The following is a 24,837-nucleotide window of genomic DNA, read 5'->3' as shown; positions in this document are numbered from 1 at the left end:
GCCGCCTAGGTCGTCGACTCCGGGAGGCGCACGAACAGCGTGTAGCGTGCGCCTTCGATCGCTTCGAAGGCGATCAGCTTCTCGATCAGCGCCAGGTTCAGGACCTTGCCTGCGTTGAGCAGCAGCATGCCGTTGTTGGCGGTGAGGTTGCGCGCCAGCACCATGCCCGGAACCAGGTCGCGGGTGCCATGGGCACGGACTTGCGGATCGGCCAGGGTGACGTCGGCAAGGGTCGTCGCGCAGACCTGGATGAACGGCTCGATCAGCTCGGGGTCGTACAGCCGGCCGGCGTACTTGCGGATGTAGATCAGCGCTTCGTCGCGATTCATGCGCCGTTCGAGGATCAGCCCACGCTGCAACTCGACGAAATCCACCGCCAGCTTCAAGAGGCGCGAGCCCAGGGGGATGGACTCGCCCTTGAGGTGGTCCGGATAGCCGCTGCCGTCCCAGTGCTCCTGGTGATGGCGAATCAGGCGGGCGGCGTCCTGCATCGGCTCCAGCGACATCAGCAGCGACTCGCTGAGTTCCGGGTAGCCGCGGAAACGATCGCGGTCGTGGTGATAGAGCAGGTCCGAGGGCGAGCGGAGCAGGGTGTCGTTCCAGCTCAGCTTGCCGATGTTGTAGAGCGCCGCGGCCATCGCCAGGTCGCGACCATCCGATTCGTCGACGAGACCGCTGGCACAGCAGGCGCGGACCAGTTCGATGATCTGCTGGTTGGTCTGCTTGTCCTTGGGCAGGCGCTGGTTGACCAGCAGCGAGAAGACCTCGGTGCCGACCACGTAGCTACGCTTTAGCTCCTCATAGGCGAGGTCGAGCATGTCGGCGGTCTGCTGCAGTTCGGCGGTGCGCGCCTGAACGCGCTTTTCCAGCGTGGCGTTGAGTTGCTGGAGGCGGTCGTTCTGCTCCTGGGTAAGTCGCTCCAGGCGCCGCCGCTCGCGCTCGGAATACAGGTATTCGAGCGACTGGCGCAGGGTCAGCAGCAACTCGTCGTCGTTCCACGGCTTGCTCAGGTAATGGTGGATGCGCCCTTCGTTGATGGCCTTGGCGATGGTCGGCAGGTCGGCATGGCCGGTGAGCAGGATGCGAATGGTTTCCGGGAAGCGGCGATGGATTTCCGCGAGCAGGGCGGCACCGTCCATGTTCGGCATGCGGGCGTCGGACACCACCAGGTCCACGGGCCGGCTTTCCAGCAGTTGCAGGGCCTGTTCGCCGCTTTCCGCCAGCAACAGGTCGTAGGGCTGGTTGCGTAGCAGCCGGCGCAGGCTGCTGAGGATCAGCGGCTCGTCGTCGACCAGCAGTACGCTGAAGCGGATCTCCGTCTCGTTGGAAGGAGGTGCGCTATCGTTCATGAGTGTCTGTCCACCGGGTGAGTTTTGCCTGAGTGCTTCAGGCAAGCATAGTCCGAGTCTGGCCTGGACGAGGGGCATGCACGCGGCGACAGGGCGAGCGGAGGTGCGGATCATGGAGGCGTTACCCATCAGGAACCGGCGCTTGCTGGTGATCGATGAGCGGCAGGCGGATCGAGACCGTGTATGCGGGTTGTTGCAGGGAACCCTAGAGGCCGAATCGCCTCCCGTGGCGCCTGAGCGGGGCTACCAGGTGGATACGGCGGGAAGCGCCGAGGAGGCCTTGGGGCGGATACGCTCGGCCCTCCAGGCCGATGCGCCGTATGCCGTGGTGTTTCTCGGGATGTCGTCGGTAGGCGCGGATATTCCCGTTCTCGAGCGGTTCTGGCGTCTCGACTCCCGCTTGCAGGTCGTGGTGCATGCGCCTCCCGCCGATTTTCCGCTATTGGCGCCGTGGGCCGCGGAAGAGCGCCTGTTGCTCCTCGGCCTGCCTTTGCAGGGACAGGAGGTCCGCCAGATGGCCGGCAATCTCAGCGCCAAGTGGAACGTGACGGCTCACCTCCAATTGCAGATGAGCCGGATGGAGGCTGCCATCCAGGAGATCACCCAGGAAGTCGGCCAGGCCAAGGAGGCGCTGGAGAAAGAGATCGGCGAGCGCAAGGAGCTGGAAAGCCAACTGGTGCAGACGGAGAAGCTTGCCTCGATCGGGCACCTGGCCGCCGGCGTCGCCCATGAGATCAATAACCCCATCAGCTACGTTTCCTCCAACTACACCACCCTGGAGGAGCACGTCAGGCGTTTGCTGGAGGTACTTGAAGCCTATGAAGAGGCTCGCCCCGCGATCCGCGACGAGGCGCTGGCAAGACGCCTGGAGCAGCTCGGCGAGCGGGTCGAACTGGCCTTCGTCAAGGAGGATGTCGCTGTGTTGCTGCGCGAATCCAGGGAGGGAATAGGGCGGGTGCGCAAGATCGTCCAGGACCTGAAGAACTTCTCCCGCGTCGACGCCGAGGACGACTGGCAGTGGACCGATCTGCACCAGGGGATCGAGTCGACCCTCAATATCGTCGCCAGCGAACTGAAGTACCGGGCCGACGTGGTCCGCGAATACGGCGATCTGCCCGAGGTGAAGTGCCTGCCGTCGCAGATCAACCAGGTGGTGATGAACCTGGTGATGAACGCGGCCCAGGCGATGGGGCCGGAGCGGGGTCGCATCGTGATTCGCACGGGGCATACCCTGGAGCATGCCTGGATCGAGGTGGAAGACTCGGGGCAGGGCATCTCCCCCGAGATCCTGCCGCGCATCTTCGATCCGTTCTTCACCACCAAGCCGGTAGGCAAGGGGACCGGCCTGGGGTTGTCGCTCTCCTACGGCATCGTCCAGAAACACGGCGGCACCATCGAGGTACGCAGCCAGCCGGGAGTCGGCAGCGCTTTCCGGATCGTGCTTCCCCTGGAATCGCCTGGCAACCTGGGCGGAGCCCACGGAAATTAACTGTTGCGCCGCTTAAGGTAACGTAAGACAATGATTTATCTACCGTTTGGGGTGGGTCTCAGGTTGGGATGCCGGTTTGGTTCCCATTGCCGGCTCACTTGAAGCGAGATCCTGCCCGGATGGCGAAATCGGTAGACGCAAGGGACTTAAAATCCCTCGGGGGTAACCCCGTGCCGGTTCGACCCCGGCTCCGGGCACCATCGTGTTTCCTGGCGTTCAGCCGACTTCTGCGCTCCTTCCCCGATTTTCTTCTGGCCCGCAATCGCGCGGCAGTCAACGAGTCGACGTTGCCTTCTTTCCCTTCTCGGCCTTGGAGGCGTTTCATTCTAGTACGGCTCCGTATAGGGTTCGCCCTGGCTGGCGAGCGGGAGTGTTTGTTCAGCTTGAAGTAGTTGTCTTTGGAAGTTTGATTTTTTGTCGTTATCTTCTGCTCCTGCTTTTTAATTTCCTTTCCGAATATATTCAATTCACTGGCGGAATTATTGTGTTTTCTCCTGCATGAATTGATAGGCGGTACTTTCTCGCTGCTGTGCTTTGCTGACAGGGAAGGATCGCGAATCAGGGTTTTTCGCCTCTTTCGTTTATGAACAGGAATTCATATATCGGAGATCAATCATGGCTTGGAAAGGTGAGGTTCTGGCTAATAACGAAGCAGGGCAGGTAACGTCGATTATCTACAATCCGGGCGATGTCATTACCATCGTCGCCGCCGGTTGGGCCAGTTACGGACCTACCCAGAAATGGGGGCCGCAGGGCGATCGGGAGCATCCGGACCAAGGGCTGATCTGCCACGATGCGTTTTGTGGCGCGCTGGTCATGAAGATTGGCAACAGCGGAACCATTCCGGTCAATACCGGGTTGTTCCGTTGGGTTGCACCCAGTAATGTCCAGGGCGCCATCACTCTTATCTACAACGACGTGCCCGGAACCTATGGCAATAACTCCGGCTCGTTCAGCGTCAATATTGGAAAGGATCAGTCCTGATAACTTGTCTCTGAAAAAAAGGGCCCGAATGGGCTCTTTTTTTAAATACAAATAAAGTGAAGTTGCCCGTGTGGCCGTTATGAACGGACAGGCAGCGCTTCGCAGTTGCGACTACCAATGACAAGGGTATCGAACTCAGGGGCTGCCGCGGTCGTGGGAAACCGAGCGAGTGGGGGCGGGGAACTGCTTCAACACGCTTCGGTCTGAACGGGAATATCGATTCCTGACCCGATTCAGAATTCCGTCCACATAGTAGACAGTACCGAAGCCGATGCCCTGCCGACTTTCCCTGGTTGTATCTCCCGCTCTCTTCTCCATTGCCGCTGGCGCCGCGGAGGAACTCAAGGACATGGCAGGTTCGACCATCGTCGTTGCCGGAAGACTCGAGGCCGTCGAATGCCCTGGCGCAGGCCTGTACGATTGCACGGGGTGGCCTGCCAACCTGTACCGTTTCGAGGGACAGGACGTGTGCCTCAGCATCGAGGCTGGCTGCGATTACAGTTGCGATGGCATTCTCAGCGAGAAGGGCGGCACGCAATCGATCCTGGTTTCCGGCTCCTATCGCGATCACATCCGCAAGGTGGAAGGCACGCAGGTCTCCTGCCCGCGCTAGAGACGCTACCCGGTTCGGCCGCACACCCGGAGCGCTGGAAACATCGCGAGGCGCAACGGACGGTCTGCCGCCCGCTGAAGAAGGCGAGCGGATCGGGATGTGCTAGGGTGCCCGTTTGCAGGGAGGACCCAGGGCATGGAGCACCCATACAAGACCCCAGAGGCCGACCTGGCCGACGAGAGGCTGACTGCGGGAGGTTTCCTTTCCGGCGGGCAGCCGCTGTGGAAGGCATTCTGGCTGTTCTTCGCTGCGGGTTTCTTATTGCTCAGTGTCGCCGCCAGGCAGGCGATGGTGGCCATTGTCGATCCGCTGATGCAGGAAGCTCCCGGCGAACATGCGGTGGCCCTGACCTTGTGGGGAATGATCGGTGTCGAGCTGGTGAGGCTGGCCTACCTGTGCCTCAGCCTCGTCGTGGTCTGGCGCTGCGGGCGCAACTCCCGCTGGGTGGCTGCGCGCCATGCCAGCAGGGCGGTGCTGTCGGCACTGATACTCCTGACCCTTTACTCGATCTATCTGGTCTGGGCCTTGCTCACCAGTCCCTGATCGACGCGCCGAGGCTGGCGAGCATGCTGGTACGGCCCATTCCACGTGCCTGCGTCGGCTAGCGCCGCAGCCAGTCCTCCAGTTGCTCCGGCAGCATCGGCTGGGCGATCAGATAGCCCTGGCCCTCGTGGCAGCCCCAGGCCTGCAGCAGGTGGAAGGTGTCGTGGGTCTCGATGCCTTCCGCGACCACCCGATAACCCAACTGGCTGGCCAGGCCGATCACCGCCTGGGTGACGCTCTGCGCCTTCGGCGAGCCGGCGAGGTCGCGGGTGAATGATTGATCGAGCTTGATGGCGGTGACCGGCAGGTCGCGCAGGTAGGTCCAGTTGCTGTAGCCGGTGCCGAAGTCGTCCACGGCGATGCCCATGCCAAGCTCCCGGGCACGCAGCAGCACCGAGCCGACCGCCGAGGCGTCGCGGATGAGGACGCTTTCGGTGAATTCCAGCTCGAGGGCGGAAAGGTCGATGTCGTAGGTTTTGGCGAGTCTGACGGCCTCTTCCAGGAAGCTGCTGTCTTCCATGTCCGATGCCGATACGTTGATCGCCAGCCTGAGCGGGATGTTCCGTGCGTTCCATTGCGCCAGTTGGGCCATGGCATGGCGCAGCACCCAGTCGCTGAGGGGGCGCATCAGTGCGGTTTTCTCCGCCAGGGGCACGAATTCGGCGGGGCTGACGAAGCCGAGTTGCGGGTGCCGCCAGCGCAGCAGCGCTTCCACGCCCGTGCACCTGCCTGTCGGCAGGTCGATTTTCGGCTGATACACCAGATGGAAGCCTTCTTCGGTTCCGATCGCCTGGGACAGCGAGGTCAGCAATGTGAAGGCGCGCTGCTGGGCCTGGTCCAGCGGCGGGTTGTAGCGGGCCCAGCCGACACCGCGGTCGCGGGCGTCGTCGGCCGCGCTGACCACCAGGCGCAGCCAGTCCTGGTCGCCGTCGAGGGGATCGTCGGCAAGCGGTAGTACGCCGAGTCCCACGATGGCCTTGATCGGGATCCCGCGACATACGACGGGGCTTTCGAAGGCCCGCAGCAAGCGGAGGCAGACCGACTCGGTTTCTTCCTGTTGCTGCCGTGGCAGGAGCAGTCCGAAGCGCGTCGGGCTGATCTTGTAGAGGGTGAAATCCGGCAGTTCCGCGCGGATGCGGTCGCGCGCCTCGAGCATGAGGTCGTTGGAAAAGGGATAGCCCAGCGTACGGATGATGGTATTCAGCAGGGCGAGGGGCAGGAGGTCGGCGGCGATCACGGTGAGGGCGCCGTCGCGCTGCAGGCGCAGGGAAACGTCCTCCTGCAGGCGGAGACGGTTGTACAGGCCGGTTGGCTCGTCGATGTAGTTGGTCGAGCGCAGCGTATGGATACGGGCCATCACCAGGCGGGCGAAATGCTCGAGCATGGCGATGTCGCGCTCGGACAGCGGCCCGCGTGGTTCCCGGTCGATGACGCAGAGGCTGCCGAGGTTGAGACCCTCCGCGGTGGCCAGCGGAGCCCCGGCGTAGAAGCGGATGCGCGGTTCGCCTTGCACATAGGGATTGTCCCGGAAGCGCGGGTCGAGGGTGGCGTCGGCCACCTCGAAGACTCCCTTCCCCAGGATCGCGTAGGCGCAGAACGAATCCCGTCGCGGCGTCTGCCGGGTATCGAGGCCGATGCTCGCGCGAAACCACTGGCGCTGGTGGTCGAGGATGGAAATGAGCGCGATTGGCGTCTGGAAGTAGGATGTAGCGGCGGCGAGGATTTCCTCGAATACCTCGTCCGCACCTTCTTCCAGCAATCCGAGTTGGTCGACGTAGGCTTGCCTGGAATGCTCGTTCGCGGGATAGGGTGGGGTTGCCATGCTGGACTCCTGGGCTACTGCGATGTCGGGCATCGGCAATCAATGATGTCATTGTGCCTTTATTTCGTGGAGCGCGGGCTCTTTCCCAGATTGCAGCGATGAAAGGGCATGGGGGTTGATCGCGGTCATGCCGGTAGGGCCTTCGACGCCGACGCCAGCTCTGCGAAACCGATTACCTGCCAATCGGACGTTTCCTATATCGACCGGCACCACCGCTCGCTAAAACGGTCGCACATGCTTCCACCGAGAAAAGACATGTCCGATACGTTCTCCTTCGCCTCGCGCCTCTGCAAGTTCGTCATCCTTCTCGTCATCCTGCTGATCGGCGGAGCCAGCCTCTACCTGTGGTGGCTGGGGCGGCCTTACCAGGACGCCATGTCCGCCTTCGTCCCGTTGCTCATGCCGATGCTCGTGCTGGTGCTGGCGTTCGATACGTTCCGGGCCCTCGCCCGAACGAGGCGCTAGGCGTCAGCGAGGCAGCGCTGTATTCCCGTCGTTCTACCCTGCCAGTTCTGGTAGGCGGCGGGTCTTCGCAGGCAAGCGCTTGAACTGGATGAGGTTTCCGGATTTGTCCTGTTTCCGTGGCGAAGCCGTGCTTGCCTAATCCCCCGGTTCATCTAGATATACCCATGGCTTCCTCAGGGTTAAGGAGAAGTCATGCAACGAATCGTCATCGTCGGGGGCGGAGTGGGCGGCACTATGCTCGCCAACCTGCTGGTCGTCCGGCTCTACCCGGAGATACTCGGCGGCGAGGTGCAGGTACTGCTGATTTCCGACTCGCCGGATCACTACTACAAGCCGGCCTTCATGTACGTCGCCTTCGAGCAATTCTTCCTCGAAGATCTGAAACGACCGCAGCGCTCGCTGCTGCGGCCGGAAGTGATGTTCCAGCTCGACCGGGTCGACCGTTTCGATTTCCCCCGCCAGGAACTGCAGACCCGCAGCGGCAGGCGCCATGGCTACGACTACCTGGTGATCGCCACGGGTTGCGTGCCGGCTCCGGAACGTATCGAGGGGCTGAAAGAGGCTGGCGACCATTTCTACCAGTACCAGCCGGCCCGTCGGTTGGCCGAGCGGCTGGCGAGCCTGGAGTCGGGGCGGGTATTCATCACGGTGAGCTTCCCGAGGACGCCGAATGTGCCCCACCAGTGCGGGATCGCGCCTGTGGAGACGACCCTGATGCTCGACGACTACTTGCGCCGCCGGGGTGTCCGCGAACGTGTCGAGATCGTCTACACCTATCCCACCACGGCCCAGTTGCTGCGCAACTGTCTGTTCCTGCAACGACCGACCTGCGAAATCCTGCCGAGCCTGTTCGAGCAACGCGGCATCCGTTTCCAGCGCGGTTTTACCCTGGCCAGGGTCGACCCGGAGCGGCGCATCGCCTATTCGGAGGAGGGCGACGAGCAGCCGTTCGACTTGCTCATGGCGACACCGCCGATCCACGCCGTGGATGCGGTCAGGGAGTGCGGCCTGTCCCAGGCCGCCGCCGACGAAGGCTGGTTGCCGACGAACCATGAAACCTTGCAGGTGTATGGCGTCGACCGGGTGTATACCCTGGGCGATACCGTCGATCTGCCGGTGAGCAAGGCCGGTGGGGCCTGTCACAACCAGGCGCCGGTAGTTGCCAGCAACATCGCTGCCGAGATTCGTCTCGGTAAGCCCTGCGCGATCTACGATGGACGAGTCCAGGCTGTCGCGCAGATGGGCCTGAACGCCGGAATGCCGCTCTGGTACGACTATCGGCACGACGTAAAGCCGACCCCGCCGACCAAGCTTGGCGGGTTGTTGCGCCAGGGTTTCAATCGCGGCCTGTACTGGGCCGTAGCCCGTGGAATGCTTTGACCCCGCACGGGGAGGAGCCGACATGGATAGCCATCAGCAGCCATACGCGTCGCAGGCGCAGGCCGATACCACCCTGTTTCCCGAGCAGACCCGCGAGAGTCTCCAGGCCCTGGCCGTCAAGTTGCAGCCGCTGATCGAGGGCCACCGCCTGGACAACCTGGTGGATCTGCTGTCACTGCTTTCGGATATCGTCGATCTGCTGGACCCGGCCATGGTGGACAGGCTGGCGCAGCTCTTCGAGCAGGTCACCAGTGTCGGTTGGTCAGTCGGTAACGCGGTACGCGTGGCCAAGGCGGAGCTGCTCCGAGAGCAGCCGCCAAGCCTGAAAGACCTGCTGCGGTTGTTGCGCGACGCCGATACCCGGCGCGGGCTGGCTCTCGTGCTGGGTAGCTTGCGCAGCCTGGGGTGCCAACTCGCCGCGGAGCAGGAGGTTGCCCATGGTGCATGACCTTCTCCGAGATCGTGCGGATCTAGAGGCGCGTTGGAACCCTTCCGCCTACATGCAGTTCGCCCGATTGCGCCAGCGGCCGGTGGTCGAGTTGCTGGACCATATCGAGCTGTGCTGTCCGGAACGGATCTACGATCTTGGCTGCGGAACCGGCATCGCCACCGAATTGCTCGCCCGCCGCTGGCCGCTGGCCGAACTGCACGGCGTGGACAGCTCCGTGGAGATGCTCGAGGAGGCCGCGCGCTTGCCGATCAAGGCCAGTTGGGAACGCGCCAACCTGCGCCACTGGTGCGCCGAGCGCCCTGCCAGCCTGCTGTTCGCAGCGGCGGTACTGCACTTTCTCGAAGATCACGGCAAGCTGCTGCCACGCCTGCTGGGGCAACTGGCTCCGGGAGGCTGCCTGGCGGCGCACATGCCGAACTGGCGCGATGCTTCCTGGTATCGCCTGATGCTCGATGCGCTGGACAGTGCGGGCCCCGGCGGTGCATCGCTGGGCAGCCCCGCGTTGCGCTATAGGCTGCATCGGCGCAATGTGCTGTCGCTGGACAACTACTACCGGCTACTGGCACCGCTGACGGCGGAGCTGGACATCTGGGAGACCGAGTACCTGCAAGTGGTGGACGGCAACGACCCGATCTTCGATTGGATCAAGGTCTCCGCCTTGCGTCCGGTGCTCGGCGAACTGGACGAGGAGGCGCGTCGGCGCTTCCTCGACCGTTACCTGGAACTGCTGCACCGTCACTATCCACGGGAACTGGATGGACGAACGCTGTTCCCGTTCCGCCGAGTATTCATCGTCGCCAGTCTCGGCCGCTGAACGGGCGTTTCAGTGATCGGAGAGAATGTCCACTGCGCCCGGCTTGTCGTAGGCGCCGAAGCGATCGACCAGGGTCGCGCTGGCGGCGTTCAGGCCCAGCACGTCGACCTGCACGCCGCGCTGGCGAAAGCCCAGGACCACCTTGTCCAGTGCCGCGACGGCGGTGACGTCCCACAGGTGGGCGTGGCGCAGGTCGATGAGCACATGCTCCAGCGTCTCTTTCAGGTCGAAGGCAGCGACGAACCTGCCGGACGACGCGAAGAACACCTGCCCGCTCACCTGGTAGTGGCGGCGGGTGCCGTCGGCGGAGCGTTCGCTGTCGATATCGAGGTAGTGCCCGATCTTGTTGGCGAAGAACAGCGAGGCCAGAAGAACGCCGGCGACCACGCCGAAGGCCAGGTTGTGGGTGGCGAGGACCACGCCGACCGTCACCAGCATGACCAGGTTGGTCGATAGCGGGTAGCGCTTCAGGTTGCGGATCGACTCCCAGCGGAAGGTGCCGATGGACACCATGATCATCACCGCCACCAGGGCCGCCATGGGAATCCGCCCGACCCAGTCGCTGAGGAACACCACCATCAGCAGCAGCGCGACGCCGGCCACCAGGGTCGAGAGCCGGCTGCGCCCGCCGGATTTAACATTGATCACCGACTGGCCGATCATCGCGCAGCCAGCCATGCCGCCGAGCAGGCCGGTGGCGATGTTCGCCAGCCCCTGGCCCTTGCATTCGCGGTTCTTGTCGCTGCCGGTGTCGGTCATCTCGTCGACGATGGTGGCGGTCATCAGCGACTCCAGAAGGCCGACCACCGCCAGGGCGGCGGAGTAGGGCAGGACGATCAGCAGGGTGTCGAGGTTCAGCGGCACGTCCGGCCAGAGGAACAGCGGCAGGCTGTCGGGCAACTGTCCCATGTCGCCGACGGTGCGGATGTCCAGGCCCAGGTAGATGGATATGCCGGTGAGGACCAGGATGCATACCAGCGGAGAGGGCAGCAGCCGGCCGATCCGGGGCAGGTGCGGGAAGCCGTAGACGATCGCCAGGCCCGCGGCGGTCATCGCGTAGACCGGCCAGCCGACATCGGTGAGTTCGGGTAGCTGGGCCATGAAGATGAGGATCGCCAGGGCATTGACGAAACCGGTCACCACCGAGCGCGAGACGAAGCGCATCAGCGAGCCCAGGCGCAGGTAGCCGGCGAGTATCTGCAGCACGCCGCAGAGCAGGGTCGCCGCCAGCAGGTATTGCAGGCCGTGGTCCTTCACCAGGTTGACCATCAGCAGCGCCATGGCGCCGGTAGCGGCGGAGATCATTCCCGGACGGCCGCCGGCGAAGGCGATCACCACCGCCATGCTGAAGGAGGCGTACAGGCCGATCTTCGGGTCGACCCCGGCGATGATGGAGAAGGCGATGGCCTCGGGGATCAGCGCCAGGGCGACGACCAGGCCGGCGAGCAGGTCGCCGCGAATATTGGAGAACCAGTTCTGTTTCAGCGTCTGTAGCATCGGGATATCCAGGGACGAGGCGCGGCCCGTGCCGTCGGTCGACGGTGCGGGCCGTGTGATGGCATTGAAAAAACAAGGGATGACGACAGGCGTTCAGGCGAACGAACGCTGGCCGCGGTCGCTCGGACCGTTGCCGGAAGGGGCAGGCATGGCTATGGCGGAGTGGGCAGCCAGGTCATCGGGGAGTGCGGGTGGTCGCTTGCAGGGAGCGGCAGCATAGCCGATTCGATAGGCCCGACCAAGCTCTACTCCGGACATTCCCTGGGGGCGCAATCGGTGGCGCTGAATCAAACAGGCGAAACGGTTCTAAGCTATCGAGGGATCGTCCTCGCATGGAGAGAACATCATCATGTTCAACACTCGTTCTGTGCTCGCGCTGGTCGTGAGCCTGTCCCTGATCGGCGGTACGCCTGCCGTCCTGGCCGACCCGGGCAATGGCAAGGGCAACCCGCACGGTAACCAGATGGACGGCGGAAAGGGTAACAAGGGCAACAAAGGCAACCAGGGTGGCCACGACAACCATGGCGGCCCCGGCAACAAGGGCGGCGGCGCCGGCCAGAAGGGCAACGGCGGCGGCAACTGGGACTCGGGACCGCGTATCGACGTCGGCGGGGTACGGGTGATCCTCGGCGACAACCGCGGCTACTGGAACCCGGGGCCGGCCCTGCCGCCCGGCATCCAGAAGAACCTGGCGCGCGGCAAGCCGCTGCCGCCCGGCATCGCCAAGAAACTCGACGGCCGCCTGCTAGGCCGGCTGCCGCACTACGACGGCTACGAGTGGATGCAGGCCGGCACCGACCTGCTGCTGGTGGCGGTGGCGACCGGGCTGATCTACGAGGTGCTGGACAACGTCCTCGACTGATCGAACCCTGGCTGTGCATGGCGGATAGCGCCACAACGCTATCCGCCATGCCCCCCGTTGGAGCGGCGGATAATCGCGTTGCGGTTGTCCGCCTTACCTCATGGAAGTCGTTTCCTTACCCCAGGTCAGGCCCGCAGGCGTTGCAGGGCATCGCCCAGTTGCGCGGAGAGGCTGTGGAGATCGCGGCTGGCGGCCTCGGTCTGCTCCACCTGTTCCTGGTTGCTGGAGGCGATCGAGGCGATTTCCGTGAGGTTGCGGGAAATGTCCTCGGCCACGGCGGTCTGTTCCTCGGCGGCGGTAGCGATCTGGCGGTTCATGTCGCGGATCGATTCGACCGAGGCGGTGATCTGGCGCAGCATGGCGCCGGCGTTGGCAACCTGCTCTGCACCGGCCTCGCTGCGCGACTGCCCGCTTTCGATGGCGCGCGCGGCATTCACCGCGCCGCTCTGCACGGTATCGATGATCTGGTGGATCTCGGCGATGGACTCGGCGGTGCGCTGCGCCAGGGTGCGGACCTCGTCGGCGACCACCGCGAAGCCACGGCCGGCATCGCCGGCGCGGGCGGCTTCGATGGCCGCGTTGAGGGCGAGCAGGTTGGTCTGCTCGGCAATGCCGCGGATCACGTCGAGGACCTTGCCGATCCTGCCGCTATCGCTTTCCAATTGGCGGATGACCTCCACCGTATGGTCGATCTCCTTGCGCATCTCGCCGATGCTGCGAATCGTTTCTTCCATCACGTCTTCGCCGCGCTGGGCGGAATCGTCCGCCTCGTCGGCGGCCTTGGCCGCGTCGCCGGCGTAGCGCGCCACTTCCTGGGCGGTGGCGGACATTTCCTGCATCGCCGTGGCGACCTGGTCGGTGCGGCTGAACTGCTCGCGGGTACCGGCCGCCATCAGGCTGGCGATCGCGTTCAGCGAGCCGCTGGCGCTGTCCAGGTCGCGGGTACTGCGCCGCAGCCGCTCGAAGATGTCCACCAGGAAGTCGCGCAGCGTGTTGGCGGCCAGGGCCAGCTTGCCGAGTTCGTCCTTGCGCCGGATCTCGATGCGCTCGCCGAAGTCGCCATGGCTGAGCTGGGCGATGTGCTCGATCAGGCGTTGCACCGGACGGACCAGGTTGCGATTGACCAGCCACAGGCTGAGCAGGGCGACGGCCAGGCTGGCGCCGATCAGCACCAGGCTGCCGAGCAGCATGGTGCGCCGGGCCTCCGCGCTGATGGCGGCGGAACGGAGATCACTGGCCTGGTGCAGTTCGTCACGCAAGGCCTGCATCTGCGCGGTGGTGGCGCGGTCGATGCCGGTCACCGCCTGGTCGCCGGCGATGGGGTCGGCGCCCGCCTCGAGGAACCGTTGCCTGCCTTGTCGGTAAGCCGTACCGAGTCGCCGGTGCTCTTCGCGCAGGCGCTCGACACGATCCTTCAACTCGCCTTCGGCCACGCTGCCCAGGCGCCCGAGGATGTCCTGCACCGCTCGTTCCTGGGCTTCGAACTGGCTCCAGTATTTCGTCTGGGCCTCTGCCTGGCGTCCGCGCAGCAGGACGTTCTTCCATTCCTGGACCTGGCCGCGGAATTGCAGGTTGGCCTCGTCGATCAGTTGCGCCGCCCGCACGGGGCCGCCGAGCAGCTCGCGGTAGGCGCGTACGTCGCCGGTCAGCGAGCCGAAGCAGGCCAGGGCTATGAGTAGCAGCGCCGCCAGGCTGCCGCCGAGCAGGACAAGGATTTGCGCACGTAGGGATTGTTGCAGCATGGAACGCCTCGATGGATTGCCAGGTTGGACCGGCACGCAGGCTGCGACGAGGCAGCCGAGGACGTCCCTGTGGCCCGGCGAGGCGGGCGTGGCGCGTGTTCCGGCTCGCAGAGTATCGACAGCGGATCTGACAACTTGAGGACGACGCAGGGGCCGGGCCAGAGCCGACGAAGGGAAATAGCTGGCATGGATGTTCTGCGGGGCTTCGGTTAATCTCTGTGACGAATGTCACATTGTGCCAGTCGAAGGATCTGACTCATGGATGTCCCTCCCACCGTTCAGGATGAACAGGCCGTTTCCCGCCAGTTGCACTCGTTGAGTGTGCGCAATCTCGCTCACTTGGCTGCCGCCCTGACCCAGCTCGGCTTCGAGCTGTCGCGCAGCTCCGACCCTGGCACCCGCCAGGCGGCCAATGCCTTCATCGGCCAGTTGGCCAATATCAACCAGGACATCGATCGACAGATCGAGCTGCTCGGCGCGCTGGACGCCGACAGCGTGGGGTTTCGCCTGCTGGACGAGGTGCAATACCCGGATGCGCCCGAATGAGCCGACGCCAGGAGCACGCAAAGAGTGGAGGGGGTGTGCGGGCCGAGAGCGGCAGTCTCCCGGCGTGGCGCTGATCAGTCTTCCTGGCGCAGGTCGCTGAGCATCTGCTCCCAGTACTGGTTGGCCTTGCGGTTGAGATCGAAGGCGGCTTGACGCAACTGGTCGTACTCGGCGCCGCTGTAGCCGCTTTCGCGCAGCTTCTGGCGAGCGGCGTCGGCTTCTTCGCGCAGACGGTTGTAGGTCGCCTGGTCGTCCGCCCAGGTCCTGCCTGTGCGCCGGGTGTACTTGTCCTGGGGTTCAGCCATGGGTTCTCCTTGCGGGCCGGATGGGACTTGGAAAAACGCTGCGCTGAACAGACTTTTTCCAATGGCAAAAATTCAAAAAAAACTGACGGATTGCGCGACTTCGCTATTGGTACCGATGTCCCATACCTGTACGCCAGCCGATGAAATTTGTGCGTTCCTCGCCAAGTCGGCTAGCTTGTTCAGGCTTGCGCCTTGGCGCTCGCCGTCTCTCCGGTAAGCTGGGAACCTTGTCGCCATGGGCTCGGAGACTGCGCGGACGGCGCCATGGCGACAGGTCCGACCTTTCCCTCCGATGGGTTTTGCGAGTAAGGAAATGCTATGAGAAGCAAGGCGTCCGGCTTGGCGCTGGTGGTAGTGGCGGGGCTTGTGGCGGGTTGCGCCAGCAGTGGCTATCAGCCCGAGGTCGACTGGCCGGCCGGCTGGCAGGTGATCACCGAGAGCATCCCACCCGAGGCCAGCGACGTGGAGCAACTGGGCTCCCGGCAACTGGCGACCAAGCTCGGGCCGGGAGGCGAGAAGGAAGCCAGCATCGAGTTGCTCAGCCTGAAGATGATGGAAGAGGAGTCGGTGGAGATCGACGGCCAGTTCCAGAGTGTCTTCGATGTCGTCCAATCGGGCTACCGCAAGGCCGGGCTGGGCTCGCGCTGCACCACACCGATCCGCTCGAACCTCGGCGGCCTGGCATCGCTGGAGACCCACTGCCGGATCAGCCAGGGCAACGAGGTGCTGCTGACCCAGATCGTGGCGATGGCCCTGGGACAGCGCGCGATGTACTCCCTGGTATATACCGCCAGTCCGGCCAACAGCGTGGTCTACCGGCAGAGCTACCTGCGCACCCGGGCCAGCCTGGTCCTGCGCTGAAGGGCCAGCCGCTCGACGCCTGGACGCGACCGGCGTCGCTCAGGCTTCCTCGGGCGGCGCCTCGACGCTGAGATAGCGATGGGCGCCGCAACGCCGGCAACGTTGGCGCAGCATCAGGTCGGGGCCTACCGTGACCAGGCTACCTTCGTCCCAGCGGCAACCTCGCAAGAAACAACGCAAGCGCATGACTCCTCCCCGCGGGGCGGCTCGCCCCGTCCACGAAACAGGCAGTGGTGGTGTGGTTCACTCCGGCTTGTTCTTGTCTGGAGGTGGGAAAAGCCTGCGGCGAAGCGTCTAGAATGGGCAACCTAAATTCGCCGGTTCATTCCGCGGCGGGATTCATCACCCAACTGGCGGCGGTGACCTGCGGTGCCAGGCACAGCTCGCCGACCATCTGTTCCACCAGCGAATCTTCCTTGTGCAGGGTGAACACCACGGCGTTCACTTCCACGTTGCCGCTGCCTTTCAGCGCGTGGCTTTCCAGGCTCTGCAGGTTCAGGCGGTTGTCGCCCATGCGTTGCAGCAACTGCATGCGCACCAGCGCTTCGTTGCGCGCCTCGCAGGACACGCTGATCTGGTAGAAGCGCTCCTGCTCGGCCTCGCCCGAGGTGTGGCGGTCCACCACCCGGCCGAGAGCGGGCAGGAACAGGTTGGCGATGACGATCAGCGCGGTCGTCATGCAGGCCGCCAGGATGAAACCGCTGCCGGCCAGTACGCCGATCGCGCCGGTGCTCCAGATGCTCGCCGCAGTGCTCAGGCCGCGTACGCTGAGGCCGTCGCGCATGATCACGCCGGCGCCGAGAAAACCGATGCCGCTGACTACCTGGGCCGCCATGCGGGTCACGCTGACCTCGTTGTCGAGCAACAGCGGCAGGATCGAGAAGCTGGCCGCACCGAGTGCGACCATCGCGTGGGTGGCCATGCCGGAAGAGCGTTGTCGCCATTGCCGCTCGAGACCGACCAGCGCACCGAGGCCGAGGGCCGTCACCAGGCCGATGGCGATTTCCGGGGTCATGCTGTGCTCCTGTGAAAAACCGCCCATTGTACGCCGTTCCGCTGGTTCACGCCGGGACCAGCGGCCCCGGGCGGACAAGCCTCTTGCGTTTACCTTTACGTTAACGTAAACATGCTCATCGACTTCACCGACACCGTTCGCCGGTGTCCGTCGTAGCGCCCCCGGCGGCGCAGGACGACGGTTCAGCGACATTCCCAGAACAACCACAACAAGGGAAAGCCATGAATCAGCCGAGCTATACCTCGGGTCGCCAGGATGTCGCCTTGCTGGCGACCACCGTCGGCGACGCCTTCGATGCCACTGTCGCGCGTCATGCCGAGCGCGAGGCGCTGGTGGTGCGGCATCAACGCCTGCGCTACAGCTGGCGGCAACTGGCGGAGCGGGTCGATGCCTACGCCCGCGCCTTCATCGCCCTGGGTCTGCGCCCCGGCGAACGCCTGGGGATCTGGGCGCCGAACTGCGCCGAATGGTGCATTACCCAGTTCGCCAGCGCCAAGGTCGGTGCGGTCCTGGTGAACATCAACCCGGCATACCGCAGCAGCGAGCTGGAATACGCTCTCAAGCAGTCCGGTTGCAGCTGGCTGATCTGCGCCGACGCCTTCAAGACCAGCGACTACCACGCGATGCTCGGCGACCTGCTGCCGGAGCTGGCGCGGGCGCGTCCGGGCGAACTGGCCAGCGAGCGCCTGCCGGAACTGCGCGGCGTGATCAGCCTGGCCGAGCGGGCGCCAGCGGGCTTCCTGCACTGGCAGGGCCTGCCGGGGCTGGCCGCCGCGGTAGGCGCCGAGGAACTGCGCCAGCGCCAGGCCTCGCTGCAGTTCGACGAGCCGATCAACATCCAGTACACCTCCGGTACCACCGGCTTCCCCAAGGGCGCCACCCTCAGCCACTACAACATCCTCAACAACGGCTACATGGTCGGCGAAAGCCTCGGACTCGGCGCGGAAGACCGCCTGGTGATCCCGGTGCCACTGTATCACTGCTTCGGCATGGTGATGGGCAACCTCGGCTGCGTCACCCACGGCTCGACCATGATCTACCCGGCGCCCAGCTTCGACGCCGAGGCGACCCTGCTGGCCGTGGCCGAGGAGCGCGCCACCGCGCTGTACGGGGTACCGACCATGTTCATCGCCGAGCTGGATCATCCGCGCCGCCGCGAATTCGACCTTTCCAGCCTGCGCACCGGAATCATGGCCGGCGCCACCTGCCCGATCGAGGTGATGCGGCGGGTCATTGGCGACATGCACATGGCCGAGGTGCAGATCGCCTACGGCATGACCGAGACCAGCCCGGTGTCGCTGCAGACCGGTCCGGACGATGGCCTGGAGCTGCGCGTGACCACTGTCGGACGCACCCAGCCGAGGCTGGAGAGCAAGATCGTCGACCAGACGGGCAGGGTGGTGCCGCGCGGCGAGATCGGCGAGCTGTGCACCCGCGGCTACAGCGTGATGCTCGGCTACTGGAACGACCCCCAGGCCACCGCCGAGGCCATCGACCCGGCGCGCTGGATGCACACCGGCGACCTGGCGGTGATGGACGACGACGGCTACGTGCGGATCGTCGGGCGCAGCAAGGACATGATCATCCGCGGCGGCGAGAACATCTATCCGCGCGAACTGGAGGAGTTCTTCTTCACTCACCCGGCGGTGGCCGACGTGCAGGTGATCGGCATCCCCGACGAGCGCTATGGCGAGGAAATCGTCGCCTGGATCAAGCTGCATCCGGGCCACCACGCCGATGACGAACAGTTGCGGGCGTTCTGCAAGGCGCGTATCGCTCACTTCAAGATCCCGCGCCACTTCAAGTTCGTCGACGAGTTCCCGATGACCGTTACCGGCAAGATCCAGAAGTTCCGCATGCGCGAAGTCAGCATCGAAGAGATTCGCCTGCTCGCGCTGCGCGAGGGGCGCGATTGAGAGGATGGAGCCGCGCCCCGCTCCTGCGCTAAGGTGGCGGGCGGCGCGCAGCGAGGCGAGAGGGGCGGGTGAAGAACGACGGCGAGACTCAGGCGAGCACCAAGGGCACCATCTCGGTGCGCCTGGTCGGCGAGGCGCTGGTGGAGTGGCGCCGGCAGGGCGGCGAGGAGGGGGAGGTCCTCCAGGCCGCCGGTATCGATCCGCAGCTGCTCGGCAAACCCTACGCGCGGGTCACCTCGCACGCCTATTCGCGGCTCTGGCTGGATCTCGCGCGGCGCATGGACGACGAGTTCTTCGGCATGGACGCGCGGCGCCTGAAGAGTGGCAGCTTCGCTTTCATGAGCCGCTGTGCGATCCACGAGCAGACCCTGGAGCCGGCGCTGACCGGCATCCTGCGATTCCTCTGCCTGCAGTTCGACGACTTCCAGCCGCGCCTGCAGCGCCGCGGCGGCCTGGCGGAAATCGTCCTCGACGAGGCGCCGGGCCGGTACGGGCGAGCGCTGTCCTACTTCACCCTATGGATGATCACCCATGGCCTGGCCTGCTGGCTGGTCGGCCGGCGCATCCCGATCCTGGCCATCGACCTGCGCTGTCCGCAGCCGGACTACATCGAGGACTACCGGGTGATGTTCAGCGACAACCTGCGTTTCTCCCGTCCCCTCAGCCGCCTGCTGTTCAATGCCGACTGCCTGGCCCTGCCAGTCCGCCGCGACAAGCGGGAGCTGCGGCGCTTCCTGCTTGGCGCGCCGGCCAACATCCTGGTCCGCTATCGCGATCCGCAGAGCCTGGCGGCGCGGGTCAAGGCCTACCTGCGCAGCCTGCGGCCGGGACGCTGGCCGGACGCGGACGCGCTCGCCGGGCATTTCTTCATGGCGCCCTCGACCCTGCGCCGCAAGCTGTCCCTGGAAGGGCAGAGCTACCAGGCGCTGAAGGACCAGGTCCGCCGCGACCTGGCCATCGCGCGGCTGGACGCCGGCGCGGCGAATTTCGCCGAACTGGCGCTGGAGCTGGGCTTCGCCGATGGCAGCGCGTTCCACAAGGCGTTCAAGAAGTGGACCGGCTCGACCCCCGGGCAGTACCGGGCGCAGGTCGCGGCGGAAACCGCGTCGGCCGAATCGTCAGGCGTCTTGTCCGAAACGCTCGGCCGTCGATAGGGCGAATGCCGCGCAGCGTCATCTGCGGTATGTCGCGAACGGTTCGGGGGGACAGGCAGCCAGTCCGGATTGTCCAAACCGCTCAGGCAGATTGAAGCCTTTCGACATTGCCCCGCGCCAGCCACGGCGTGAAGATTCCGGCTACTCCATACAAAAACAAGCCGAGGAGTCCTGCAATGCGCGACTACGCCACCACCGCCGCCGGGTTCGACTTGCAGCGGACCGCCGCCGCCACGCTTTCCGGCACGCTCCAGGCGCTCAACGCCTGCGTCGAATGCTGCGACCGGCATGCCCTGCCGGGTCGGATCGCGTTGTTCTGGGAGGGCAAGGATGGCAGTCGCGCCAGCTATACCTTCAGCGAGCTGAAAGCGCTCTCCGGACGTTTCGCCAATTTCCTCCAGGCCCAGGGCGTACGCCCGGGCGATTGCGTCGCCGGCCTGTTGCCGCGCACGCCCGAGCTGCTGGTCACCATCCTCGGCGCCTGGCGCCTGGGCGCGGTGTACCAGCCGCTGTTCACCGCCTTCGGCCCGAAGGCCATCGAACACCGCGTGGCGACCGCCGGCAGCAAGGTGCTGGTCACCGATGCGGCCAACCGCGACAAGCTCGACGAACTCGCCGATCCGCCTCTGGCCGTCACCGTCGGCGGACCGAAGGGGCAGGGCATCCGTCGTGGCGATTTCAGCTTCTGGGCCGAGCTGGAGCGCTATCCGGCTGAATTCGAACCGGTTCCGCGCAGCGGCGAGGATCCGTTCCTGATGATGTTCACCTCCGGCACCACCGGCCTGGCCAAACCGGTGCCGGTGCCGCTCAAGGCGATCCTCGCCTTCGTCGGCTACCTGCGCGAGGCGGTGGACCTGCGCCCCGAGGACGCCTTCTGGAACCTCGCCGATCCGGGCTGGGCCTACGGCCTCTACTACGCTGTCGCCGGTCCCCTCGCCATGGGCCATCCGACCACCTTCTACGAAGGGCCGTTCAGCGTAGAAAGCACCTGCCGGATCATCCGTGACTACGGCATCACCAACCTCGCCGGATCGCCCACCGCCTATCGCCTGCTGATGGCCGCCGGCGCGGCCGCGGAAACTGCGCTGAAGGGGCGCCTGCGCGCGGTCAGCAGCGCCGGCGAGCCGTTGACGCCGGAGGTGATCCGCTGGTTCGCCGATAGGCTCGGCACCACCATCCACGACCATTACGGGCAGACCGAGCTGGGCATGGTGCTGTGCAACCACCATGCCCTGGCGCATCCGGTGCGGGTCGGTGCCGCCGGATTCGCCTGTCCCGGGCACCGGGTGGTAGTGCTGGACGACGATCTCAACGAACTGCCGCCCGGCCAGCCGGGCATCCTCGCCCTCGACCGGCGGCGTTCGCCGCTGATGTGGTTCCCCGGCTACCAGGGCCTGGAAACCGCAGCCTTCGTCGGCGACTACTACCTGAGCGGCGATACCGTCGAACTCAACGAAGACGGCAGCATCAGCTTCGTCGGCCGCGCCGACGACGTCATTACCACCTCTGGCTACCGGGTCGGCCCGTTCGATGTGGAGAGCGCGCTGATCGAACACCCGGCAGTGATGGAGGCGGCGGTGATCGGCAAGCCCGACCCGGAGCGCACCGAACTGGTCAAGGCCTTCGTCGTGCTCTGCGCCGGCCACCGGCCGACGCCGGAACTGGCGGACGAACTGCAGCGATACGTGCGCCAGCGCCTGTCGGCGCACGCCTACCCGCGGGAGATCGAGTTCCTCGAGGAACTGCCGAAGACCCCCAGCGGCAAGATCCAGCGCTTTCTCCTGCGCAACCAGGAGATCGCCCGGCAACGCGAGGCGGCCCCACAGGCGGCCGCCGCGAACTGATTCAGCAGGAGAAAACGACGTGCGTATCGAAAATCGAGTGTTCCTGGTCACCGGCGGTAGCTCCGGGCTCGGCGCCGCCACCGCGAAGATGCTGGTGGAGCAGGGCGGCAAGGTGGTGCTGGCCGACATCAACGCCGAGGCCGGCGCGGCCAAGGCCGCCGAGCTTGGCGCCCAGGCGCGCTTCGTCAGGGCCGACATCGCCAGCGAGGCCGACGGCCGCCAGGCCGTGGCCACTGCACTGGAGGCCTTCGGCGGCCTCCATGGCCTGGCCAATTGCGCGGGCGTGGCGCCGGCCGAGAAGGTCCTCGGACGCAATGGCATCCATGCCCTGGAGAGTTTCCGCCGGGTCATCGACATCAACCTGGTGGGCAGCTTCAACATGCTGCGCCTGGCCGCCGAGGCCATGTCCCAGGGCCAGCCGGACGAGGGCGGCGAGCGCGGGGTGATCGTCAATACCGCCTCGGTGGCGGCGTTCGACGGGCAGATTGGCCAGGCCGCCTATTCCGCCTCGAAGAGCGGGGTGGTCGGCATGACCCTGCCCATCGCCCGCGAGCTGGCGCGCTTCGGCATCCGAGTGATGACCATCGCCCCGGGCATCTTCGAGACACCGATGATGGCCGGCATGCCCCAGGAGGTGCGCGACTCCCTCGGCGCCAGCGTGCCGTTCCCGCCGCGCCTGGGGCGTCCGGACGAATACGCCGCGCTGGTCCGGCAGATCATCGAGAACAGCATGCTCAACGGCGAAGTGATTCGCCTCGACGGCGCCATCCGCATGGCCGCCCGCTAATACAGGAGGAAGATCCCATGACCCGCGAAGATCCGATCGTCATCGTCAGCGCCGTCCGCACCCCGATGGGCGGCTTCCTCGGCGACTTCAAGGACGTCAACGCCGCTACCCTCGGCGCCGCGGCGGTGCGCGCCGCGGTGGAGCGGGCGCGCCTGCAAGCCGACGAAGTGGACGAGGCCGTGCTCGGCTGCGTGCTCGCCGCCGGCCAGGGCCAGGCGCCGGCGCGCCAGGCGGTGCTTGGCGCCGGGCTGGCGCGCGGCACGCCGTGCTCGACGCTGAACAAGATGTGCGGCTCGGGCATGAAGGCGCTGATGCTCGCCCACGACACGTTGCTCGCCGGCAGCGCCGGGGTCGCGCTGGCCGGGGGCATGGAAAGCATGTCCAACGCGCCCTACCTGCTGGAGCGCGCCCGTAGCGGCTACCGCATGGGCCACGGCAAGGTGCTCGACCACATGTTCCTCGACGGCCTCGAAGACGCCTACGACAAGGGCCGCCTGATGGGCACCTTCGCCGAGGACTGCGCCGAGGCCTACGGCTTCACCCGCGAGGCACAGGACGAGTTCGCCGTGGCCTCGCTGACCCGCGCGCAGCAAGCCATGCGCGACGGACGCTTCCAGGCCGAGATCGTGCCGCTGACGGTCACCGCCGGCAAGACCGAGCGCCTGGTGGATAGCGACGAGCAGCCGCCGAAGGCCCGGCTGGACAAGATCCCGACCCTGAAGCCGGCGTTCCGCGAAGGCGGCACGGTAACCGCGGCCAACTCCAGTTCGATTTCCGACGGTGCCGCCGCGCTGGTCCTGATGCGCCTTTCCGAGGCCGAGCGACGCGGGCTCGCGCCGTTGGCGGCGATCCGTGGGCATGCTTCGTTCGCCGACGCGCCGAACCTGTTCCCCACCGCGCCGGTCGGTGCGGTGAAGCGCCTGATGCAGCGTACCGGCTGGTCGCTGGGCGAGGTCGACCTGTTCGAGGTCAACGAAGCCTTCGCCGTGGTCGGCATGGCGGCGATGCGCGACCTCGACCTGTCCCACGAACGCCTCAACGTCCACGGCGGCGCCTGTGCGCTGGGCCATCCGATCGGCGCGTCCGGCGCACGGATCGTCGTGACCCTGCTCAACGCCCTGCAGCAGTACGACCTGGAACGCGGCGTGGCGGCGGTCTGCATCGGCGGCGGCGAGGCGACCGCGATCGCCGTCGAGCGCTTGCGCTGATGCAGGCAGTGAAGAAGAGGAACCCGCGATGATTCCCTGCGAAGAAGAGATCCAGATCCGTGACATGGCGCGGCAGTTCGCCCAGGAACGGCTGAAACCGTTCGCCGCCGACTGGGACCGCGAGCACCGTTTCCCGGCCGAGGCGATCCGCGAGATGGCCGACCTCGGCTTCCTCGGCATGCTGGTGCCCGAGGAGTGGGGCGGCGCGCAGACCGGGCACCTGGCCTACGCCATGGCCCTCGAGGAGATCGCCGCTGGCGACGGCGCCTGCTCGACCATCATGAGCGTGCACAACTCGGTCGGCTGCATGCCGATCCACAAGTTCGGCAGCGCCGAGCAGAAGGAGCGCTTCCTCCGTCCGCTGGCCCAGGGTTCGATGCTCGGCGCCTTCGCCCTGACCGAGCCGCAAGCCGGTTCCGACGCCAGCTTCCTGAAGACCCGCGCCCGCCGCGACGGTGACCACTACGTGCTGAACGGTGCCAAGCAGTTCATCACTTCGGGCAGCCACGCGGGGATGGTGATCGTCTTCGCGGTCACCGATCCGGATGCCGGAAAGCGCGGCATCAGCGCGTTCATCGTGCCCACCGACACGCCCGGCTACGAGGTGGTGCGGATCGAGGACAAGCTCGGCCAGCACGCCTCGGACACCTGCCAGCTGGCCTTCAACGACCTGCGTATCCCGGCCACGCTGCGCCTGGGCGAGGAGGGCGAGGGCTACCGCATCGCCCTGGCCAACCTCGAAGGCGGCCGCATCGGCATCGCCGCCCAGGCGGTCGGCATGGCGCGCGCGGCGTTCGAGGCGGCGCGCGACTACGCCCATGAGCGGGAAACCTTCGGCAAGCCGATCATCGAGCACCAGGCGGTGGCTTTCCGCCTGGCCGACATGGCCACCCGCATCGCCGTGGCGCGGCAGATGGTCCACCACGCCGCCAGCCTGCGCGAAGCCGGTCTGCCGTGCCTGACCGAAGCCTCGATGGCCAAGCTGTTCGCCTCGGAGATGGCCGAGGAAGTCTGCTCCGCGGCGATCCAGACCCTCGGTGGCTATGGCTACCTCAAGGACTTCCCGGTGGAACGCATCTATCGGGACGTGCGGGTCTGCCAGATCTACGAGGGCACCAGCGACGTGCAGCGCCTGGTGATCGCGCGCAGCCTGTAGCGGCGACTATCCGTCGTTTCCGCAACGGCGCCTT

The 24,837-nt window shown here is 65.7% G+C and carries 24 protein-coding genes and 1 tRNA gene; 18 read left to right on the top strand and 7 right to left on the bottom strand.

Features of this window, described 5'->3' with window-relative positions; all coding sequences use genetic code 11:
* Positions 1-5: 5 nt before the first annotated feature.
* A complete protein-coding gene (locus VQ065_RS18590) occupies positions 6-1,349 on the bottom strand; it encodes an HD domain-containing phosphohydrolase (RefSeq protein ID WP_003090053.1) in 1,344 nt (447 codons plus the stop codon).
* Positions 1,350-1,425: 76 nt separating this feature from the next.
* Here VQ065_RS18590 and VQ065_RS18585 point away from each other — a divergent pair, with 76 nt between their 5' ends.
* The 5 genes from VQ065_RS18585 to VQ065_RS18565 all read left to right on the top strand — a co-directional run bounded on the left by VQ065_RS18585 (position 1,426) and on the right by VQ065_RS18565 (position 4,978).
* Positions 1,426-2,838, top strand: a complete 1,413-nt coding sequence (locus VQ065_RS18585; protein ID WP_003138970.1) for an ATP-binding protein — start codon at positions 1,426-1,428, stop codon at positions 2,836-2,838.
* Between the two features lie 113 nt (positions 2,839-2,951).
* Positions 2,952-3,038 (top strand) — tRNA-Leu (locus VQ065_RS18580).
* 415 nt (positions 3,039-3,453) lie between these two features.
* On the top strand, positions 3,454-3,822 hold the full coding sequence (gene lecA / locus VQ065_RS18575; RefSeq protein ID WP_003090046.1) for a PA-I galactophilic lectin: 369 nt from the start codon (positions 3,454-3,456) through the stop codon (positions 3,820-3,822).
* A gap of 271 nt (positions 3,823-4,093) precedes the next feature.
* Complete coding sequence (locus VQ065_RS18570) at positions 4,094-4,435, top strand: hypothetical protein (protein ID WP_031629851.1); 342 nt, start codon at positions 4,094-4,096, stop codon at positions 4,433-4,435.
* Positions 4,436-4,570: 135 nt separating this feature from the next.
* Positions 4,571-4,978, top strand: a complete 408-nt coding sequence (locus VQ065_RS18565) for a hypothetical protein (protein WP_003090041.1) — start codon at positions 4,571-4,573, stop codon at positions 4,976-4,978.
* A 58-nt stretch (positions 4,979-5,036) separates the two neighbouring features.
* On the opposite strand, the gene VQ065_RS18560 is transcribed toward VQ065_RS18565, so the two are convergent.
* Positions 5,037-6,800 carry a cyclic di-GMP phosphodiesterase gene (locus tag VQ065_RS18560; RefSeq protein ID WP_003090039.1) on the bottom strand — a complete coding sequence of 588 codons (1,764 nt, stop codon included), beginning with the start codon at positions 6,798-6,800 and terminating at the stop codon, positions 5,037-5,039.
* Between the two features lie 255 nt (positions 6,801-7,055).
* Here VQ065_RS18560 and VQ065_RS18555 point away from each other — a divergent pair, with 255 nt between their 5' ends.
* The 4 genes from VQ065_RS18555 to VQ065_RS18540 all read left to right on the top strand — a co-directional run bounded on the left by VQ065_RS18555 (position 7,056) and on the right by VQ065_RS18540 (position 9,910).
* Entirely contained in the window at positions 7,056-7,265 is a 210-nt protein-coding gene (locus VQ065_RS18555) for a hypothetical protein (protein ID WP_003090037.1), read from the top strand.
* A gap of 192 nt (positions 7,266-7,457) precedes the next feature.
* Positions 7,458-8,645, top strand: coding sequence for an NAD(P)/FAD-dependent oxidoreductase (locus VQ065_RS18550; RefSeq protein ID WP_003090036.1), 1,188 nt, complete (start codon positions 7,458-7,460; stop codon positions 8,643-8,645).
* 22 nt (positions 8,646-8,667) lie between these two features.
* Positions 8,668-9,093: a DUF1641 domain-containing protein gene (locus tag VQ065_RS18545; protein WP_003090035.1), complete on the top strand. Its 426-nt coding sequence runs from the start codon at positions 8,668-8,670 to the stop codon at positions 9,091-9,093.
* Positions 9,083-9,910 (top strand): class I SAM-dependent methyltransferase, encoded by an 828-nt coding sequence (locus VQ065_RS18540; protein WP_003090032.1) that lies wholly within the window; start codon positions 9,083-9,085, stop codon positions 9,908-9,910. Before VQ065_RS18545 ends, VQ065_RS18540 begins: the two co-directional genes overlap by 11 nt.
* Before the next feature lie 9 nt (positions 9,911-9,919).
* Here VQ065_RS18540 and VQ065_RS18535 read toward each other — a convergent pair whose 3' ends face one another.
* Entirely contained in the window at positions 9,920-11,407 is a 1,488-nt protein-coding gene (locus VQ065_RS18535) for a SulP family inorganic anion transporter (protein ID WP_003090030.1), read from the bottom strand.
* A 349-nt stretch (positions 11,408-11,756) separates the two neighbouring features.
* On the opposite strand from VQ065_RS18535, the gene VQ065_RS18530 reads away from it, so the two are divergent.
* A complete protein-coding gene (locus VQ065_RS18530) occupies positions 11,757-12,269 on the top strand; it encodes an anti-virulence regulator CigR family protein (protein WP_003090028.1) in 513 nt (170 codons plus the stop codon).
* Between the two features lie 125 nt (positions 12,270-12,394).
* On the opposite strand, the gene ctpH is transcribed toward VQ065_RS18530, so the two are convergent.
* Complete coding sequence (gene ctpH, locus VQ065_RS18525; RefSeq protein ID WP_003090026.1) at positions 12,395-14,011, bottom strand: methyl-accepting chemotaxis protein CtpH; 1,617 nt, start codon at positions 14,009-14,011, stop codon at positions 12,395-12,397.
* Between the two features lie 258 nt (positions 14,012-14,269).
* Here ctpH and plzR point away from each other — a divergent pair, with 258 nt between their 5' ends.
* Entirely contained in the window at positions 14,270-14,557 is a 288-nt protein-coding gene (gene plzR / locus VQ065_RS18520; protein WP_003090024.1) for a type 4 pili assembly inhibitor PlzR, read from the top strand.
* A 74-nt stretch (positions 14,558-14,631) separates the two neighbouring features.
* Here plzR and srfA read toward each other — a convergent pair whose 3' ends face one another.
* Entirely contained in the window at positions 14,632-14,862 is a 231-nt protein-coding gene (srfA, locus tag VQ065_RS18515) for a stress response facilitator SrfA (RefSeq protein ID WP_003090022.1), read from the bottom strand.
* A 318-nt stretch (positions 14,863-15,180) separates the two neighbouring features.
* On the opposite strand from srfA, the gene VQ065_RS18510 reads away from it, so the two are divergent.
* Positions 15,181-15,723, top strand: coding sequence for a DUF4946 domain-containing protein (locus tag VQ065_RS18510; protein WP_003090018.1), 543 nt, complete (start codon positions 15,181-15,183; stop codon positions 15,721-15,723).
* A 39-nt stretch (positions 15,724-15,762) separates the two neighbouring features.
* On the opposite strand, the gene VQ065_RS18505 is transcribed toward VQ065_RS18510, so the two are convergent.
* Both VQ065_RS18505 and VQ065_RS18500 read right to left on the bottom strand, forming a co-directional pair.
* Positions 15,763-15,909, bottom strand: coding sequence for a PSPA7_2676 family Cys-rich small protein (locus VQ065_RS18505; protein ID WP_003090016.1), 147 nt, complete (start codon positions 15,907-15,909; stop codon positions 15,763-15,765).
* Positions 15,910-16,045: 136 nt separating this feature from the next.
* Complete coding sequence (locus tag VQ065_RS18500) at positions 16,046-16,738, bottom strand: MgtC/SapB family protein (RefSeq protein ID WP_003102512.1); 693 nt, start codon at positions 16,736-16,738, stop codon at positions 16,046-16,048.
* Between the two features lie 221 nt (positions 16,739-16,959).
* Between VQ065_RS18500 and VQ065_RS18495 the strand changes: the two genes are divergently transcribed.
* From VQ065_RS18495 to VQ065_RS18470, 6 genes are all read left to right on the top strand, one after another.
* Positions 16,960-18,654 carry an AMP-binding protein gene (locus VQ065_RS18495; protein ID WP_003090011.1) on the top strand — a complete coding sequence of 565 codons (1,695 nt, stop codon included), beginning with the start codon at positions 16,960-16,962 and terminating at the stop codon, positions 18,652-18,654.
* Between the two features lie 68 nt (positions 18,655-18,722).
* Complete coding sequence (locus VQ065_RS18490; protein ID WP_003090009.1) at positions 18,723-19,808, top strand: AraC family transcriptional regulator; 1,086 nt, start codon at positions 18,723-18,725, stop codon at positions 19,806-19,808.
* A gap of 176 nt (positions 19,809-19,984) precedes the next feature.
* Positions 19,985-21,652: an acyl-CoA synthetase gene (locus tag VQ065_RS18485; RefSeq protein ID WP_003090007.1), complete on the top strand. Its 1,668-nt coding sequence runs from the start codon at positions 19,985-19,987 to the stop codon at positions 21,650-21,652.
* A 19-nt stretch (positions 21,653-21,671) separates the two neighbouring features.
* Positions 21,672-22,439, top strand: a complete 768-nt coding sequence (locus tag VQ065_RS18480) for a 3-hydroxyacyl-CoA dehydrogenase (RefSeq protein ID WP_003090005.1) — start codon at positions 21,672-21,674, stop codon at positions 22,437-22,439.
* Between the two features lie 17 nt (positions 22,440-22,456).
* The gene (locus tag VQ065_RS18475; RefSeq protein WP_003108823.1) at positions 22,457-23,647 is read left to right on the top strand and encodes an acetyl-CoA C-acyltransferase; all 1,191 of its coding nucleotides are present in this window, start codon (positions 22,457-22,459) and stop codon (positions 23,645-23,647) included.
* A 28-nt stretch (positions 23,648-23,675) separates the two neighbouring features.
* Positions 23,676-24,803, top strand: a complete 1,128-nt coding sequence (locus VQ065_RS18470; protein ID WP_003090001.1) for an acyl-CoA dehydrogenase family protein — start codon at positions 23,676-23,678, stop codon at positions 24,801-24,803.
* Positions 24,804-24,837: the final 34 nt, after the last annotated feature.

Source organism: Pseudomonas sp. KBN10P06128 (genome assembly GCF_037574945.1).
Lineage (GTDB): Bacteria > Pseudomonadota > Gammaproteobacteria > Pseudomonadales > Pseudomonadaceae > Pseudomonas > Pseudomonas aeruginosa.
The sequence above is the reverse complement of the archived record's forward strand: the minus strand, read 5'-3'. Positions and strand labels throughout refer to the sequence as shown.